The following is a 16109-nucleotide window of genomic DNA, read 5'->3' on the forward strand; positions in this document are numbered from 1 at the left end:
CCTCCTATGCCTCCAGCAAGGCCCTTTCGATGACCTCCCGGATCTGACGGGCCAGACCATCCATCCGCTCCGCCGGCACGCCCCCGTATCCGAGCACCAGGCCGTTGTAGGCCGGCGCCGAGCCCGGCAGACAGAACCTTGACAGCGGCCGCAGCACCAGCCCTTGCGCGCGGCCGATGCGGCTGACTTCGGTATCGGCCACCGGCACGTCCAGTCGGGCGGAAAGGTGCATGCCGCCCGCGCCTCCCGAAACCGTCACCAGCCCTTGCAGATGACGCGTCATCGCATCGTGCAGCGCGGCACGCCGGGCGGCGTAGAGTTGCCGCATCCGCCTGAGGTGGCGCGTGAAATGCCCCGCCTCGATAAACGATGCCAACGCGAGTTGCTCGGCCACCCGTCCGCGCAGCATGAGCGCGCCGGCCGTGCGGTGGATCACCGGCGCCAATGCCGGCGGAACCACCATGAAACCGATCCGCAGCGCCGGGAACAACACCTTGCTGAAGGTGCCAAGGTAGATCACCGGCGCATCCTCGGCCAGGCCTTGCACCGCCGAAAGCGGCGTGCCCTGGTGCCGGAATTCGCTGTCATAGTCGTCCTCGACGATCCACGCGCCAGCGGCACGTGCCTGGGCCACCAGCGCCAGTCGCCGCTCCAGGCTCATCACCGCGCCTAGCGGGTACTGGTGCGAGGGCGTGATGTAGATGAGCCTGGGCGGTGTCTCGGACCAATCCTGCGGACGAGGCGCAAGCCCATCGGCATCGACCGGGATCGGCACCAGCCGCAGATTGGCCGCCTGGAACGCATTACGCGCGCCGCTATAGCCAGGGTTTTCGATCCAGGCGATATCGTCGGCGTCCGCCAGCAGCCGCGCGCACAGGTCCAGTCCGTTCTGGGTGCCATCGGTAATGAACACCTGCGACGCATCGCAGCGCACGCCGCGCGAAACGCGCAGGTACTCGGCAATCACCTGTCGCAGCGCCACGTTGCCAGCCACGGGCATATAGCCGAGTTGCGCCGGTGTGATGTTGCGCCAGGCACGTTCGAGATGGCGCCGCCATTGCGCCAGCGGGAACGCGTCCAACGCCGGCGTGCCGGGCAGGAACGGCAGCGGGTCATCCATGCCATCGCCCGGCCGCATAATGCCCGCCACGCGCAGCGACAACACCGGCGGCGCCTCGGGCACGCTCGCCGGGGTGTGCTGAAGCCCGACACGCGCCACCACGGTGCCCTGCCGGCTGCCCGTGACGAAACCTTCGGCGGCAAGACGCTCGTAGGCATACAGCACGGAATTGCGCGCCATGCCGAGTTCATCGGCCAGCGCGCGCGTGGGCAGCAGTCGCGTGCCCTCCTCGATCTTGCCGCTGAGAATGGCCGTCCGCAGGCAGGCATACAGCTGGTATTGCCGTGGCATTCGCCCTGACGCCGACGGCGTGGCTTCACGCTCGAACGCCGACAACAGCACGCCGAAATCCATCGTGGCTCCATGAACATTGATGACTGTGGGTCTACGCATGGTGCCACGATTTGCCTATCGTGGACACATCCCCAACCGAAGGACGTCCCGCAATGACCGCGACCAATACCCAGCCGCCTTCACCCCGCACCCGCATCCACCGTGTCGCCAGGCGCGGCCATTACGATCGGGCGACCCTCCACGCCATCGTCGATGCCGCCTACGTCTGCCACCTGGCGTTTGCGGACGAACATGGCGTCCACTGCATCCCGACCGCATGCTGGCGCGAGGGCAATCACCTCTACATTCACGGCTCCAACGGCAGCCGCATGTTGAAACTCGCTACCACCGGCGCGCAGGTCTGCGTGACGATCACCCATCTGGATGGGCTGGTGCTGGCGCGTTCGGCGTTTCATCACTCGATGAACTACCGGTCGGCCGTCGTCTACGGGTGCTTCGAAGCGGTGGAAGGTCCGGCGAAAGCAGCGGCACTGGACGCCTTCGTCGAACGCATCGCACCCGGACGCTCGCACGAGGTACGTCCGGGCGATACCAGCGAACTCGCTGCCACGACCGTCTTGCGCATTCCGCTCGACGAGGCGGCAGCAAAGATTCGGACGGGCGGTCCGGCGGACGACGAGGCCGACATGGACCGGCCGGTCTGGGCAGGCGTGCTGCCGATGGCGCTGCAGCCGCTGGCACCGCTGACCGATGCGGCTCCCACGGGCATGCCTGACTATGTGCGTGCCTGGGCGTCGACGGCATCCGCCAGCGCTACGGATGCTGAGGCGGTCTCGCCGTGACCACCGGCACCACCCGCAGCGCGATGCCAGCGTCGGATGCGCAGCGGGCCTGGTTGCTACTAGCCGGCATCGCATTGGCGTGGGGCATCAACTGGCCCGTCGGCAAGGCCCTGCTGGCGTACCTGCCGCCGATCTGGGTGGTAGCGCTGCGTTCCGCTGTGGGCGCTGCCGCGCTGCTGGTGATCTGCGTGCTGCGCAAACGCCTCGTGCTGCCCAAGCGAGGCGACATCCCCGTCATCCTGAGCGTGGGCGTGCTGCACATGACGGCGTTCTCCGTGCTGGCCAGCATCGGACTGCAGTACGTTGCGGCGGGACGCTCCGCCGTGCTGGCCTACACCACGCCGCTGTGGGTGGTGCCCGGCGCGTGGCTGATGCTCGGCGAACCCATGACCGCCAGACGCCTTGCCGGCGTCGGCCTCGGCCTGCTGGGCCTGCTGCTGATCTTCAACCCGCTGGCGTTCGACTGGCACGACCGGAACGCGGTGCTCGGCAATGGCCTGGTGCTGCTTGCCGCGCTTTGCTGGGCGATAAGCATTCTGTATGTCCGCGCCCACAAATGGGTCACGCCACCGTTCGAACTGGTGTTCTGGCAAGCGCTGCTGGCGACCTGCCTGCTGGTACCGCTGGCGCTGCTGCTGGACGGCGTGCCGCGGGTCGACTGGCAACCTGCGCTGGCCGGACTCCTGCTCTACGGCGGATTCTTCGGCATCGCCCTGGCCTATTGGGCCGTGAACACCGTCAACCGGACCTTGCCCGCGGCCACGACATCGCTCGGCCTGCTCGGGGTGCCGGTGTTCGGCGTCGCGTGTTCGGCCATTGCGCTCGGCGAACCCGTTACGCTGCAACTCATCGTGGCGATGGGGTTGATTCTGGGTGGGATCGGGGTAGGGACGATGGGTGGAGGAAGACAAAGGGGGTGATGTCCCCCTTTGTCCCCGGCGCCGTCAGTCGACCTTCACGTTCAGCTCACCCACGACGCCAGCCCATTTGGCCAGTTCCGCCTGGATAAACCGCCCGAGATCGGCCGGGGAACTGGCGACGGGCGTCGCGCCCTCGCCATTGAAGCGCTGCACCAGCTTTGGCGAAGCCATCGCCTTGCCAACTGCCTTGTTCAGCGAATCAATGATCGGCTGCGGCGTATTGCGCGGCGCCAGCAGCGCGTTCCAGGTATTGATCTCGAAGTTGCCATACCCCGGTACTTCACGCATGGCAGGAACATCCGGCAGTTGCGCGGACCGGTCCCGGGTAGTCACTGCAATGGCCCGCAGCCGGCCAGCCTTGACCTGAGGCAACGCGCCAGGCAACGTCGCGAAGCTCATCTGCGTTTCGCCGGCAATCACCGACGTATTGGCAAGCGCGCCGCCGCGATACGGCACATGCACAAGCTTGGCACCGGCACCCTGGGCGAACATGGCGCCTGCCAGGTGCACCGGTGATCCGTTGCCGCTCGACGCATAGTTCAGTTCACCCGGCTTCTGCCGGGCCAGCGCCACCAGGTCTGGCACCGATTTCACCGGCAGGTTTGGGGTCGTGATCAGCACGAGCGGGATCGATGCCACCATGCTGATGGGCACAAATCCGTTGACAGGATCGTAGCCAAGCGATTTCTTGTACAGGGCCGGGTTGATGCCGTGGCTCGACACCGTCGCCATGAACAGCGTGTAGCCATCGGGCGCGGATTGCTGCACGTACGCGGCGGCGGCATTACCGGCCGCGCCGGGCCTGTTCTCGATGATCACCGATTGCTTCAGTTCGGCGGCCAATTGCTCGGCCAGGGCCCGTGCCAGGATGTCCGTGGTACCGCCGGCCGCGTAGCCCACGACGATCTTGACGGGCTGCTGCGGATACTGCGCGGCAGCATTCTGCGCCGTGCCCAGCCCGCCCACGATCATCGCCGCTGCGAGGGCAAGAATCGGCCTCTTGTTCATACAAGTCTCCTGTAGTTTTATATGTTCGCCACGTCCGGCGCGGCGATACTGCCGGGAGCGGTGGGCTCCCGGCCGTCCCGGTCTCCCGGGACGCGCGCTACTTCCCGGCGAAAACCGGGCTGCGTTTTTCAGCGAAGGCGCGCTTGCCTTCGCGATAGTCGTCGCTGGCGAAGCACTGCATGACCAGTTGCTGCATGGCCGCGATATCGACTTCCGGACCAAGCTGCTGCAACTGGCGGATCATGCGTTTGCCGGCGCGCAGCGTCAGCGGCGCATTCGCGGCGATCTGGTCGAGGCGGACCTGGAGCGCGGCATCGAGGTCCGCCGCATCCGGTGTATCGGTCACGTGATGGATCAGTCCGAGGGCCTTGGCTTCGGCAGCCGCGTAGCGGTTCGCGGTCAGGAAGATCTCGAGCGCATTGGCCGCCCCGACCGTGGTCACCAGGTTGCGGATAGCGGTCAGCCGGTAGCCGAGCCCGAGCTTGCCGGCCGGAATCGCGAAGGTGCTGTCGGCCGATGCGATCCGGATATCGCAGCACAGCGCGATGTTCATCCCACCGCCGATGCAATAACCCTTGATGCGTGCCAGCGTGGGCTTGGCATAGTCGTAGAGCGCGAGCTGCGCGGCCTCTGCAACCTGCTCGTAGGCCGCCACGGCTTCGTCACCCGAGCGCAGCTTGTCGAACTGGGAAATGTTGGCGCCGCTCACGAAAGCGCGTTCGCCAGCGCCGGTGAGCACGACCGCGCGGATGTCGTCGTCCTGCTCGAATGCTGCCAGCGCCTTGGGCACCGCCGCCCACATGTCGAAGGAGACGGCGTTGTGGCGCCCGGGATCGTTGAAGGTGATCCAGCCTGTGTTGCCCCGCTTCTCCACGAGCAGGGCATCGGTAATTTCGCCTTCCAGAATGCGTGTGCTGTTCATGTTGCCTTTCTTGGCCGTCTGGCCCGGTGTCGTTCGATTCCGTTGGTCAAATGCCGGCGCATGGCCGTGCGTGCCGCTTCCGCATCGCCAGCCGCGATGGCATCGAAGATGGCGTGGTGTTCGTTCTCGACTTCCGCGATACGCGCCGTCCCCGTTGATCCGGTTCGCAGCGTGCGCACGGCGTCGTGCAATACATGGCTCAGATGCGCCATCAACCGGATGAAGTACGGGTTGTTGGTGGCGTTACCCACGGCAAGGTGGAAATCGAGCGCGCTATCCGTGCCCTTCTCCAGGTCCCCGCCCGATTCGTCGACCTTCGCCAGCGCGACGCGCAATGCCTCGAGTTGCGCGTCCGTCCGATACATCGCCGCCAGCGCCGCCGCGCCCGATTCGATTTCGACCCGCAACTGGAAGACATGCTCGAGCGCATCCTTCTCCATCAGTTCATCGGTGACGATCTCGAAATTGCGCTGCCCGATACCGTGGGCCACGAACGAGCCGGTGCCGCGCCGCGTTTCCACGTAGCCCGACAGTTTCAGCCGTGCGATGGCCTCCCGCACGACATTGCGGCTCACGTCGAACGCCGTGGCCAGTTCATGCTCCGTGGGCAACCGCTGGCCATGCGCCAGCGAGCCGTTGAGAATGCGCTGGCGAATCTGGTGCGCGATCTCGTCGGGCAGGTTGTCTGGCCGGCGCAGGCTCGTGAATCCGCGGGCTTCGGTATCGAATGGGGCCTTCATCTGAATCTCCGTCATGTCTTGCGCCCCGGTGTCGGGGACATTCATGCCGGATATGTTAGCGCCCAATCAGATGACACCCTGCGCGGCGAGCGCCTCGACCTTCGCCGCGTCCAGACCGAGCAGGGCGCGATAGACGTCAAGGTTGTGTTCCCCGCTTTCCGGAGCCGGCGCCAGTTTCCCCATCGGCGTGCGGCTCAGCGTCACCGCCTGGCCTACGACCGAAATCGGCCCGAGCGTCGGATGATCGATGGGCTGGCTCATGCGCAGATGCTCCACCTGCGGATCGGCGAATGCTTCCTTCATATTGAGGATCGGGCCGCACGGCACACCTTCCTCGTTCATGCGCGCGATCCATTCCTGCGTCGTGCGGGTACGGGTGCGTTCGGCAATCTCCGCGCCCAGCGCCGCGCGATGGCGCGCGCGCAGCGGCACGGTCCGGAACCGCTCGTCCTGCACCAGTTCGGGCGCGCCAAGCACATTGCAAAGGCGGGCGAAGATGTCGTTACCCATGGCGGCGATGTTCATGTGACCGTCCGCCGTGGGGAAGACGCCGGTCGGGCTGCTGGTCGGGTGATCGTTGCCGCTCTGACCCGGCACTTCGCCATTCATCAGCCAGCGCATTGCCTGGAAATCCATCATCCACAGCTGCGACTGCAGCAGCGAGGTCTGTACCCATTGCCCCTGCCCTGACACCTCGCGCTCCAGCAATGCCACCATCACGCCGATCGCGCAGAATAGACCTGCGGTCAGATCGGCAACCGGTATGCCCGCACGCATCGGTCCCCGCCCGGGTTCGCCGGTCACGGACATCATCCCCGAGATGCCCTGCGCGATCTGGTCCAGGCCCGGGCGGTCGTGATACGGCCCATCCTGGCCGAAGCCGGAAACGCTGCCGTAGACAATGCGCGGATTCACCTTGCGCAGCGACTCGTAGTCGATGCCGAGCTTGAATTTCACCGAGGGACGGTAGTTCTCCACCACCACGTCGGCCTTGCGCACGAGGTCAAGGAACAGCGCGCGACCTTCGGGGTGCTTGAGGTTCAGCGTGATGCTCTGCTTGTTGCGATGCGTGTTCTGGTAGTCAGCCACCTGCGCCGAGCCACCGGGCCGATCGTCGGGCGCCAGCCCCGGCTCTTCGATCTTGATGACGTTCGCGCCCCAGTCAGCAAACTGGCGCACGGCAGCCGGGCCCGAACGCACGCGCGTCAGGTCCAGCACGGTGAAACGGGAAAGCGGTCCAGATCCCACAGTTGTCTCCAATGTCTTTGCTCGGCGTTCGCGGATTGCCGATGTTGTTAAGTAGGATGTTGGACATCCTATCTATAAAACTATAGGGAGCAAACGGGGTTAACCCGCTCATGACTGGTTTGCAGATCGAATCAGGAAAGAGAATGCCGAGATGGCGGAAGCGCGCCCGCCCCACTCTGCGTCAGAACGCCTAAGCCTCGAGCCCCTCGGCCACCAGGCTGGCAAAGACCTCCGTCAGCCGCGAACTGGCGAGGTGGCCCGCATGAGCCAGGCGCACCTCCACGGCGATCGCCGGCACCAGCGGCACCACCGTCAGGGCCTGGCCGAACACGCGCGCGGCGTACGGATTGACGATACCGATGCCGGCCCCCTCGGCCGCAAGCCGGCAGATCGTGCTCGAATAAGTGGTTTGCAGCGTCGCGGCCGGTTCCGCCCCGGCTTCGTGCAGCGCCTGCCAGAGCGCAACACTCAGTTCGTCGTCCGCGTTCAGGGTCAGCAGCCGCTGGCCTGACAGGTCCGCCGCGCGAATCCGCCGCCGCGATGCCATGACGTGCCCGGGATGCATCACGCATACGGCGGGTGACCGGTGCATGACGCGGATATCGAACTGGGGATGGTCGAGCCGCCCCGTGGCCAGCACCAGATCGAATCGTCCGTGCAGCAGCCCTTCGCCAAGCTGGTGGCTGCCGACGGTCTGCAGGTCCACCGATACATCGGGATGCCGCTCGATAAAGCGCGCCACGATACCGGGCATCGGCCCCAGACCGAGCGTTGGCGTGCAGCCGAGCCGAAGCAGGCCCGTGCCGGAACGGCGCAGCAGATGCACCTCCTGGCCGATACGCGCAAGACCCTGGAAATGCCCCTGTACGGTTTCGAACAACCGCTGCGCCTCGGGCGTGGGCCGCAGCCGGCCCTTTTCCATATCAAACAGTTTCAGGTCGGTACCGGTCTGCATCTGCGCCAGCACCCGGCTCACCGACGGCTGTGTGGTGTGCAGCATGGCGGCGGCGGCCGTTGTCGTGCCGCTCAGCATCACGGCGCGGAATACCTCGATTTCACGGAAAGTTGGCGCGCGCGGCATATGGACGGGCTTCGATGGGGGGTCACCGAGTGTATATCAGCAGCGTATAGGGTCCGCGCAAATTTGAATTATCCGGCATGGCTGCCCGCGCCTACACTCCTGCCATCGTAGACACACACAGAACATCCCGGAGACATCGAATGCCACGCTTTTCCCGTTGCCTGCCCCTCATTGCCGCATTGCTGGGCACGGTCGTGCCGGCCATCGCCCATGCCGCATACCCCGACCACGCACTGCGCCTGATCGTGCCATTCAGTGCGGGCGGCAGCTCGGACCTGCAGGCGCGGATGCTGGCGGACAAGCTTGGCAAGCTGTACGGCCAGCCGGTGGTCGTGGAGAACCGCCCCGGCGCGGGCGGTCATATCGGCGGCAAGGCTGTAGCCGACGCCGCACCCGACGGCTACACGCTGCTGCTCGGCTCCATCGGCCTGCACGCCACCTACGGCACGTATCCGAAGCTGAACTACGACCCGTCGAAGGACCTGAAGGTGGTGACCGTGCTCGCGGAGATGCCGCACGTCGTTCTGGTCAACCCGAGCATCCAGGTAACGAACCTCAAGCAACTCGTCGACGCGGCGGCAAAGCGCCCGGATGGCATGACGTTCGGCTCGGCCGGCGTCGGATCGTCGGTGCACATGATCGGCGAACTGTTCAAGGTCACCACCGGCGCGCATCTGACCCATGTGCCGTACAAGGGAAGCTCCGCGGCCATTGCCGACCTGCTGGGCGGGCAGATCGACATGATGTTCGAGAACCCGCCAACCACGCTCGGGTACATCCGCTCGGGCAAGTTGCGCGCGCTGGCCGTGACCGGCAAGACCCGGCTGCCGGCCTTGCCGCAGGTGCCAACGGCCGCCGAGGCCGGCGTGCCGAACTTCGTTGCCACATCCTGGACCACGGTCGCGGTCGGCGCGAAAGTGCCCGACGCGATCGCCGACAAGCTCAATGCCGACATCCGCTCGATCGTTGCATCGCAGGAATTCCGTTCGGCGCTCGCCGAGGAGGGCATGACGCCGGTTGGTAACACCCGCGACGCCGCCACGACATTCATTGCCGGCGAGAAAGCCCGCTGGGACCAGGTCATCGCCAAAGCCCGGCTGACCGCCCAATAATCGACCGCCCAATAATCACAACGCCAACCTCATACCGATTCCACGCCCATCAAGCCGGCTGACCATGCATCACGACAAGATCGAACACCATCCCCTGCCGTGCCGACGGCTGGGTGACGGCAAGCTCCATCACTTCTTCGGCTACTACAACAAGAGCACTTGGGATCGCACCGACCGCTACGTGCTAGCGCAGCGCGTGCCGATGGCCGACGCGGACCTGCACCCCGGCCTCATCGCCGAGATCGGCTTCTTCGATACCCAGGACGACGACCGCTTCCAGAAGGTCGGCCAGACCACCGCATGGAACTGGCAGATGGGCGCCCAACTGCAGTGGCTCGATGGCGCGCCCGGCAGGCAGTTGATCTACAACTGCCGCACCGACGACGAATCCGCCTTCTATCCGTGCCTCGGCGCGGTCATCCATGACGTCGCCAGCGGTGTTTCGCGCCCGCTGCCGATGCCGGTCTACGTGGTGGCGCCGGACAGCCGCTACGCGCTGTGCATCGATTACCGCAGGCTTTACGTCACGCACCAGACCATCGGCTACAGCGACGAGGCTTCGCTGCGGGCCCTCCCCCAACTGGATCTGGCCCCCGCGCGCGATGGCATCCATGTGATGGACCTTGCGACCGGCATGTCCCGGCTAATCGTCAGCTACGACACGCTGCGCAACTTCCATCCGGTTCCGTCGATGGACAAGGCGATCCACTGGGTCAGCCATATCGAAATCAATCCGTCGTCGTCGCGCGTGCTGTTCCTGCACCGCTGGACGGAGCGGGTCGAGGACGAGACCTGCTTCCTGCATCGGCTGATCACCGTGAACCCCGATGGCACCGACATGCGGCTGCTCGAGTGCTCGGACCACCCGCTACCGCAATTGGCGGCGCATTTCGATCCGAATGCCGTGGGTACCTTCGACTATGAAAAATCGGAGTACCAGATCTCGCATCCGCTGTGGAAGGACGACACCCACATCATCGTCTGGGGTCCGCACGCCGGCAGCATCCACTATCACCTGTACGAGGACCGCGCGGACGGCGAGGTCACGGTGATCGGGGCCGACGTCCTGACCGAGAACGGCCATATGACGTTCTCCCGCACGCATCCCGACTGGCTGCTCAGCGATACCTACCCCGACGCGCAGACCAACGAGCGCATCCTGTTTCTGTATCACGTGCCCAGTGGCGTGCGCCACGACATCGGTTCGTTCTACACGAGCCCGACGCTCAAGAAGGAAAACCGCTGCGACCTGCACCCGCGCTGGAGCCGCGATGGCAAGCGCGTGTGCATTGACTCGATCCACGACGGCAACCGGCAGATGTACGCGCTGGATGTCGCCGCGCTGGTCGATCCCGCGTAAGCATCGGCCGGGAGCATTGCCCAAAACGGGGGTAACGGCGGTAACGGGGGTATTTCGGCCACTTGTCCGCTACACTGCGGCGCAATGCCGTCGATCCAGCCCCCGCGCCATGCGCCTGCGTCACCTTGAAATCTTCCATGCGGTCATGCGTACCGGCTCTCTGAGCCGGGCCGCCGAACTGCTCTTTATCTCCCAGCCCGCCGCCAGCAAGGTGCTGGCCCACGCGGAACGCGACCTCGGCTTCAAGCTGTTCACCCGCGCGCACGGCCGGCTGCTGCCCACGCGCGAGGCGCAATTGCTGCACGCCGAAACGGTGCATCTGTTCGCCAACCTGGAGAACGTGCGCCAGCTCGCGCGCAACCTGCGACGCCATCCCGAGGGCCATCTGCGCATTGGCTGCCTGCCCAGCCTGGGCCTGAGCCTGATCCCGCAGGCGGTGCGAGAGTTTCGCCAGCGCTGCCCCGGCGTCTCACTGGAAATCGAGACACGGCATGGCGACGAACTGCAGGGCCTGGTGATGTCGCGCGAACTCGACATCGCCGTGGTATTCGACCCGGCCCCGCGCCCTGGCGTGACATCGAGCGCGCTGGGGCAGGCGGAGGTCGTCTACCTCGGCCCCGCCTCGAACGCGCCGCCGCATGGGCCGGTGCAACTGGCCGCGCTCGACGATCAGCACTGGATCGGCATCGGCAACAGCGACCCGCTGGGCGGCCTGATCGCCCAGGCCTTCCGCGATCTCGGGCTCGAGGAGCGCACGCCGATGATCGAGGCGCGTACCTATTACGTGGCCGCGGCGCTGGCGGAGTGCGGCGTCGGCTACGCTCTGGTCGACCATTTCACGGCTCAGTTCTCGCAGCGCGCGAGCGGCGAGGAACTGCTGATCCGGCCGCTGGAGCCCGCCCTGTCGGTAGGCGTGGCCGCGATCTACGCGGACGGCGCTGCGTCCTCGCACGCCCACGACACCCTGCTGGCGATCCTCGGATCCCAGTTCGAGGCGGCGCTGCCGGGCCGGTCTGGATAACCTCAGGTTATAGGGTATGCGCTAAAGGTCATTTGAACGCTCCCCCGCTCTCGTCAACACTGTCGCCTTGCCCGCAGTTGCGGGCGGCAGGTCATTTTCAAGGGTGGGGAGAGAAACATGCGGGTATGCGTACTGGGTGGCGGAGTGGTTGGCGTCGCGAGCGCCTACTATCTGGCGCGCGAGGGGCATACCGTTACCCTGCTGGAAGCGCGCGACGAACTGGCCCAGGAAACCAGCCTGGCCAATGGCGCGCAACTCAGCTACAGCTACGTGGCGCCGCTGGCCGACCCGGCCGTGCTGCCCAAGCTGCCGGGATGGCTGCTCGACCGCAACTCGCCCCTGCGTTTCGTTCCTCGCCTTGATTGGCGCCAGTGGACCTGGTGCCTCGAGTTCCTGCGTGCCTGCCGCACCGGCGTGGCCAAGAAAGTCACCGCGCAGTTGCTCGGGCTGGGCCAACTCAGCCGCGATGGCGTGCATGAACTGGTCGAGCGCGAGGCGCTGCACTTCAACTATCAGCGCAATGGCAAGCTGGTGGTGTATCGCGATCCGGTTGCCTTCGACGGCGCCCGGCGGCAACTGGAATATCAGGCCTCGCTCGGCAGTCGCCAGCAGGCGCTGGACGCCGCGGCCTGCGTGGCGCTCGAACCGGCCCTGGCCTCGTTGCAGCACAAGCTGGCCGGCGGCATCCACACCCCTAGCGAGGAAGCTGGTGACTGCCATGCTTTCACCGTTGGCCTGGCCGCGGCCGCCACGCGCCGATTTGGCGCGAGCTTCCGCTGTGGCACGCGGGTGACGGGGCTGCGGCACGCAGGGCGACGCGTGGTGGCCGCGCGCACCGATGCGGGCGACATCGAGGCCGACGCCTTCGTGGTCGCCGCCGGCATGCAGAGCGTGCCGATGCTGGCGCCGCTTGGCGTGACGTTGCCACTGTATCCGCTGACCGGCTACAGCCTGACCGCGCCGACCCAACCGGGCCACCATCATCCCCCTGCCATCAGCGTGACGGACCTGCACTACAAGGTGGTCTACGCCCGTCTGGGCGAGCAGTTGCGCATCGCCGGCATGGTCGACCTGATTGGCCGCCATCCCCGTGCCGATGCACGTCGCGTCGCCCTGCTCGCCAGGCAGGCACGCGAAACCTTCCCGGACGGCGCGAACTTCGATGCAGCGACCTCGTGGTGCGGCGGCCGGCCGGCCACGCCAGACAGCAAGCCGCTGATCGGCGCCACGCCGTACGACAACCTGTGGCTCAACACCGGTCATGGCGCGTTGGGCTTCACGCTGGCCTGCGGCAGCGCCGCGCTGCTCGCCGACGCCATGGCCGGCCGCCCCTCGCCGCTGGATGCTTCTGCGTTCGCGCTGATGCGCTGATGCGCTGGCGCGCCGATACCGGGCCAACATCGTTTCCTCTCACACCGATACCCGCACAAGACACCATGAAACAGATCATCGATACCGGCCTGCCTCGATCCACTGCTCCCGTCGAATGGGCAGTACTGGGCAACGGCATCCTGTTCACCACGCAGATCCCGACCGGCGCCGACGGCAACGTGGTGGAAGGCGGCATGGAAGCGCAGGCGCGCCAGACGCTGCAGAACCTGAAGCAGACCCTGGACGCGGCCGGTGGTAGCCTTGCCGACCTGACCCAGGTCATCGTCTACGTGACCGACCGTGCCGATCTCGCCGTCTTCAACCGGGTCTATGCGGAGATGATTCCGGCACCCTATCCCAACCGCGCGGCCATCGTGACCGTGGGTTTCGGGCGGCCCGAGATGCTGGTCGAGATCCTCGCCTACGCGGCACTCGGCTGAGTCGCCCCCGCGCCAACGCTTATCTCCGAAGGACTGATCCCATGCCATCCTGCGACCTGTTGTTCACCAACGCCACGTTGATCGATGGTACCGGCGCCACACGTCGTACCGGCGCGCTGGCCGTGACGGACGGACGCATCGTCGCGCTCGGTGACTGCTCCGGCTGGCAGGCCGCGCATACGGTCGACGCAACCGGCCGCGTGCTGGCGCCCGGCTTCATCGACGTGCACACGCACGATGACAGCGCCCTGCTCAATACGCCTGCAATGCCGGCCAAGACCAGCCAGGGCGTGACGAGCGTGATTGCCGGCAACTGCGGCATCAGCATCGCGCCGCTAACGCCGACCCACGGCCTGCCGCAGCCGCTGATGCTGCTGGGTGAGGTCTCGGACTACCGCTTTCCCTCCGTCGCCGACTACCGGCGCGCGCTGGAGGCCTCGCCACCCAGCGTCAACGTCGGTCTGCTGGTGGGCCACAGCACGTTGCGCGCGGGCGCGATGACCGATACCACGCGTGCCGCCACCGCCGAGGAAATCGAGGCGATGGCCGCGATGCTCGATCAGGCGCTGAGCGATGGCGGCCTGGGCATGAGCACCGGCCTCAGCTATCCGGCAAGCCGCGCGGCGCCAACCGCCGAAGTGGTGGCCCTGGCGCGCGTGACCGCGCGTCACCCGGGCGCGATCTACACCACCCATATGCGCAGCGAGCGCGATCAGGTCGTCGAGGCCGTCGGCGAAACGCTGGAGATCGGCCGCGAAGCCGCGCTGCCCGTCGTGATCTCGCACCACAAATGCATCGGGCGCAAGAACTTCGGCAAGACCACCGTCACCCTGAGCCTGATTGACAAGGCGCTGGCCACCCAGGACGTATCCCTCGACGTCTACCCCTACACGGCCAGCTCCACGGTGCTGCTGCCCGAGTTCGTCGGCGAGGCGGAACAGATCATCGTCACGAGTTCGCAGCCGCATCCCGAGCAGGCACGCCGGGACCTGTCGGCCATCGCCGCCGACTGGCATGTATCGCTGGAGGAAGCGGCGGCACGGCTCGGGCCGGCCACCGCGATCTATTTCCAGATGGATGAGGGCGACCTGCGCCGCGTGCTGTCTCACCCGCGCACGATGATCGGCTCGGATGGCATTCCCGGCCCTTACCCCCACCCACGGCTCTGGGGCAGCTTTCCGCGCGTGCTTGGCCACTACGCCCGCGAACTGGGCCTGCTGACGCTCGAGGACGCGGTGCGCCGCATGACGTCGCTGCCCGCCTCGGTCTTTGGCCTGCCCGGGCGTGGGGTGCTGGAAGTGGGCTACGCCGCCGATCTGGTGCTGTTCGATCCCGAACAGGTGATCGACCGCGCCGACTACACGCAGCCGTGCGAGCCGTCAGCCGGCATCGATGCGGTCTATGTCAACGGTGTGCAGGTCTGGGGCCCGGATGGCGCCACCGGCGCCGCCGCCGGACAGTTCCTGCGCCACTGAGCCGGATTACCGGACTACGGGACTACCGGCCCGCCGCCCCCCGACACACCCATCCCGACAAGAATCACGAGGAGACCCAACTTGAAACGCAGACACTTCCTTCTGGCGCCTGTCCTCGGCGCCATCGCGCTGGGCACCGCCACGCTGGCGCACGCCGCCTATCCCGACCGGCCGATCACGCTGGTCATCCCCTTTTCCGCCGGAGGTCCGACCGACGTCGTGGGACGTATCGTTGCCAGCAAGGCCTCGGAGATCCTGGGCCAGCAGATCGTGGTCGACAACCGCGTCGGCGCGGCCGGCACCATCGGCATGAATGCCGTGGCACGCGCCAAGGCCGATGGCTACACGCTCGGCCTCGCCACGGTCAGCACGCACGGCACCGCGCCGCATCTGCTGGCCAAGCCGCCCTATGACCCGGTCAAGGACTTCACGCCGGTCGTCAATCTGGTCAGCAGCCCCAACATCCTCAGCGTGCACCCCGGCTTCCCGGCCCGCACGCTGAAGGAGTTCGTGGATTACACGAAGAAGCACCCCGGCAAGGAAAGCTACGCCAACGCCGGTGCCGGAGGCATCAACGACCTTGGCATGGCCTGGTTCCTGCAACTCAACGACGCCAACATGATCAGCGTGCCCTACAAGGGCTCGGCGCCGGCGCTCAACGATGCGATCGGCGGCAACGTCAAGGTTATCTTCGACAACTTCCCGTCGTCCCTGCCATTCATCAAGGCGGGCAAGCTGCGCGCGCTCGCCATCACCGGCACGCAACGCAACGACAAGCTGCCCGACGTCCCGACCTTCGCCGAGCAGGGCTACAAGGACTATGACGTCAGCGCCTGGTATGGCGTGGTAGCGCCGGCAAAGCTGCCGCCGGAGGTTCGCACCCGCCTGGTGGAGGCCTTCCAGGCTGCACTGGCCGATGCCAACACGCGGCAGCGCCTTGTCGATGCCGGCGCCTTCCCGGTCTCGGTCGGGCCAGATGCCTTTGCCCGCCAGATCCGTCAGGAATACGAGCGTTGGGGCACGGTGATCCGCAAGGCTGGCATCACGCCGCAGTAAGCCTCGCGGACATCGCGAGCACAGGGACGGGAGCGGGCAGCGCCGGCAGAGGCCTGCCCGTCCAGCAATACAAGACAACACAAAGATAAGACGAGAGCA

The 16109-nt window shown here is 66.3% G+C and carries 14 protein-coding genes and 1 pseudogene; 9 read left to right on the plus strand and 6 right to left on the minus strand.

What is annotated here, in order from left to right:
• Positions 1–4: 4 nt before the first annotated feature.
• The gene (gene pdxR, locus K6G35_RS26860; protein ID WP_495677140.1) at positions 5–1474 is read right to left on the minus strand and encodes a MocR-like pyridoxine biosynthesis transcription factor PdxR; all 1470 of its coding nucleotides are present in this window, start codon (positions 1472–1474) and stop codon (positions 5–7) included.
• 92 nt (positions 1475–1566) lie between these two features.
• On the opposite strand from pdxR, the gene K6G35_RS26865 reads away from it, so the two are divergent.
• Positions 1567–2256 carry a pyridoxamine 5'-phosphate oxidase family protein gene (locus K6G35_RS26865; RefSeq protein ID WP_495676627.1) on the plus strand — a complete coding sequence of 230 codons (690 nt, stop codon included), beginning with the start codon at positions 1567–1569 and terminating at the stop codon, positions 2254–2256.
• The gene (locus K6G35_RS26870) at positions 2253–3176 is read left to right on the plus strand and encodes a DMT family transporter (protein ID WP_495676628.1); all 924 of its coding nucleotides are present in this window, start codon (positions 2253–2255) and stop codon (positions 3174–3176) included. The genes K6G35_RS26865 and K6G35_RS26870 overlap by 4 nt, the downstream gene beginning before the upstream one ends.
• A gap of 24 nt (positions 3177–3200) precedes the next feature.
• Here the strand turns inward: K6G35_RS26870 and K6G35_RS26875 are convergent, their stop codons facing one another.
• From K6G35_RS26875 to K6G35_RS26895, 5 genes are all read right to left on the minus strand, one after another.
• The gene (locus K6G35_RS26875) at positions 3201–4184 is read right to left on the minus strand and encodes a Bug family tripartite tricarboxylate transporter substrate binding protein (RefSeq protein WP_495676629.1); all 984 of its coding nucleotides are present in this window, start codon (positions 4182–4184) and stop codon (positions 3201–3203) included.
• A 97-nt stretch (positions 4185–4281) separates the two neighbouring features.
• Positions 4282–5106, minus strand: coding sequence for an enoyl-CoA hydratase (locus tag K6G35_RS26880; protein WP_186426591.1), 825 nt, complete (start codon positions 5104–5106; stop codon positions 4282–4284).
• A complete protein-coding gene (locus tag K6G35_RS26885; RefSeq protein ID WP_008647521.1) occupies positions 5103–5846 on the minus strand; it encodes a FadR/GntR family transcriptional regulator in 744 nt (247 codons plus the stop codon). Before K6G35_RS26885 ends, K6G35_RS26880 begins: the two co-directional genes overlap by 4 nt.
• Before the next feature lie 66 nt (positions 5847–5912).
• The gene (locus K6G35_RS26890) at positions 5913–7094 is read right to left on the minus strand and encodes a CaiB/BaiF CoA transferase family protein (RefSeq protein WP_008647518.1); all 1182 of its coding nucleotides are present in this window, start codon (positions 7092–7094) and stop codon (positions 5913–5915) included.
• A gap of 190 nt (positions 7095–7284) precedes the next feature.
• Positions 7285–8175 carry a LysR family transcriptional regulator gene (locus K6G35_RS26895; RefSeq protein ID WP_035883489.1) on the minus strand — a complete coding sequence of 297 codons (891 nt, stop codon included), beginning with the start codon at positions 8173–8175 and terminating at the stop codon, positions 7285–7287.
• A gap of 140 nt (positions 8176–8315) precedes the next feature.
• Here K6G35_RS26895 and K6G35_RS26900 point away from each other — a divergent pair, with 140 nt between their 5' ends.
• From K6G35_RS26900 to K6G35_RS26930, 7 genes and pseudogenes are all read left to right on the plus strand, one after another.
• Positions 8316–9287: a Bug family tripartite tricarboxylate transporter substrate binding protein gene (locus tag K6G35_RS26900; protein WP_495676630.1), complete on the plus strand. Its 972-nt coding sequence runs from the start codon at positions 8316–8318 to the stop codon at positions 9285–9287.
• 64 nt (positions 9288–9351) lie between these two features.
• Entirely contained in the window at positions 9352–10647 is a 1296-nt protein-coding gene (locus tag K6G35_RS26905) for a hypothetical protein (protein ID WP_035883487.1), read from the plus strand.
• A gap of 109 nt (positions 10648–10756) precedes the next feature.
• A complete protein-coding gene (locus tag K6G35_RS26910) occupies positions 10757–11668 on the plus strand; it encodes a LysR family transcriptional regulator (protein ID WP_186426588.1) in 912 nt (303 codons plus the stop codon).
• Between the two features lie 69 nt (positions 11669–11737).
• A pseudogene (locus tag K6G35_RS26915) lies at positions 11738–13039 on the plus strand (D-amino acid dehydrogenase); the annotation flags it as partial.
• A 65-nt stretch (positions 13040–13104) separates the two neighbouring features.
• On the plus strand, positions 13105–13479 hold the full coding sequence (locus K6G35_RS26920) for a RidA family protein (RefSeq protein ID WP_495676631.1): 375 nt from the start codon (positions 13105–13107) through the stop codon (positions 13477–13479).
• A 41-nt stretch (positions 13480–13520) separates the two neighbouring features.
• Positions 13521–14954: an N-acyl-D-amino-acid deacylase family protein gene (locus tag K6G35_RS26925; RefSeq protein WP_495676632.1), complete on the plus strand. Its 1434-nt coding sequence runs from the start codon at positions 13521–13523 to the stop codon at positions 14952–14954.
• An 81-nt stretch (positions 14955–15035) separates the two neighbouring features.
• The gene (locus tag K6G35_RS26930) at positions 15036–16010 is read left to right on the plus strand and encodes a Bug family tripartite tricarboxylate transporter substrate binding protein (protein WP_008643254.1); all 975 of its coding nucleotides are present in this window, start codon (positions 15036–15038) and stop codon (positions 16008–16010) included.
• Positions 16011–16109 lie beyond the last annotated feature (99 nt).

The sequence above is a fragment of the Cupriavidus sp. HY129 genome (genome assembly GCF_059492215.1).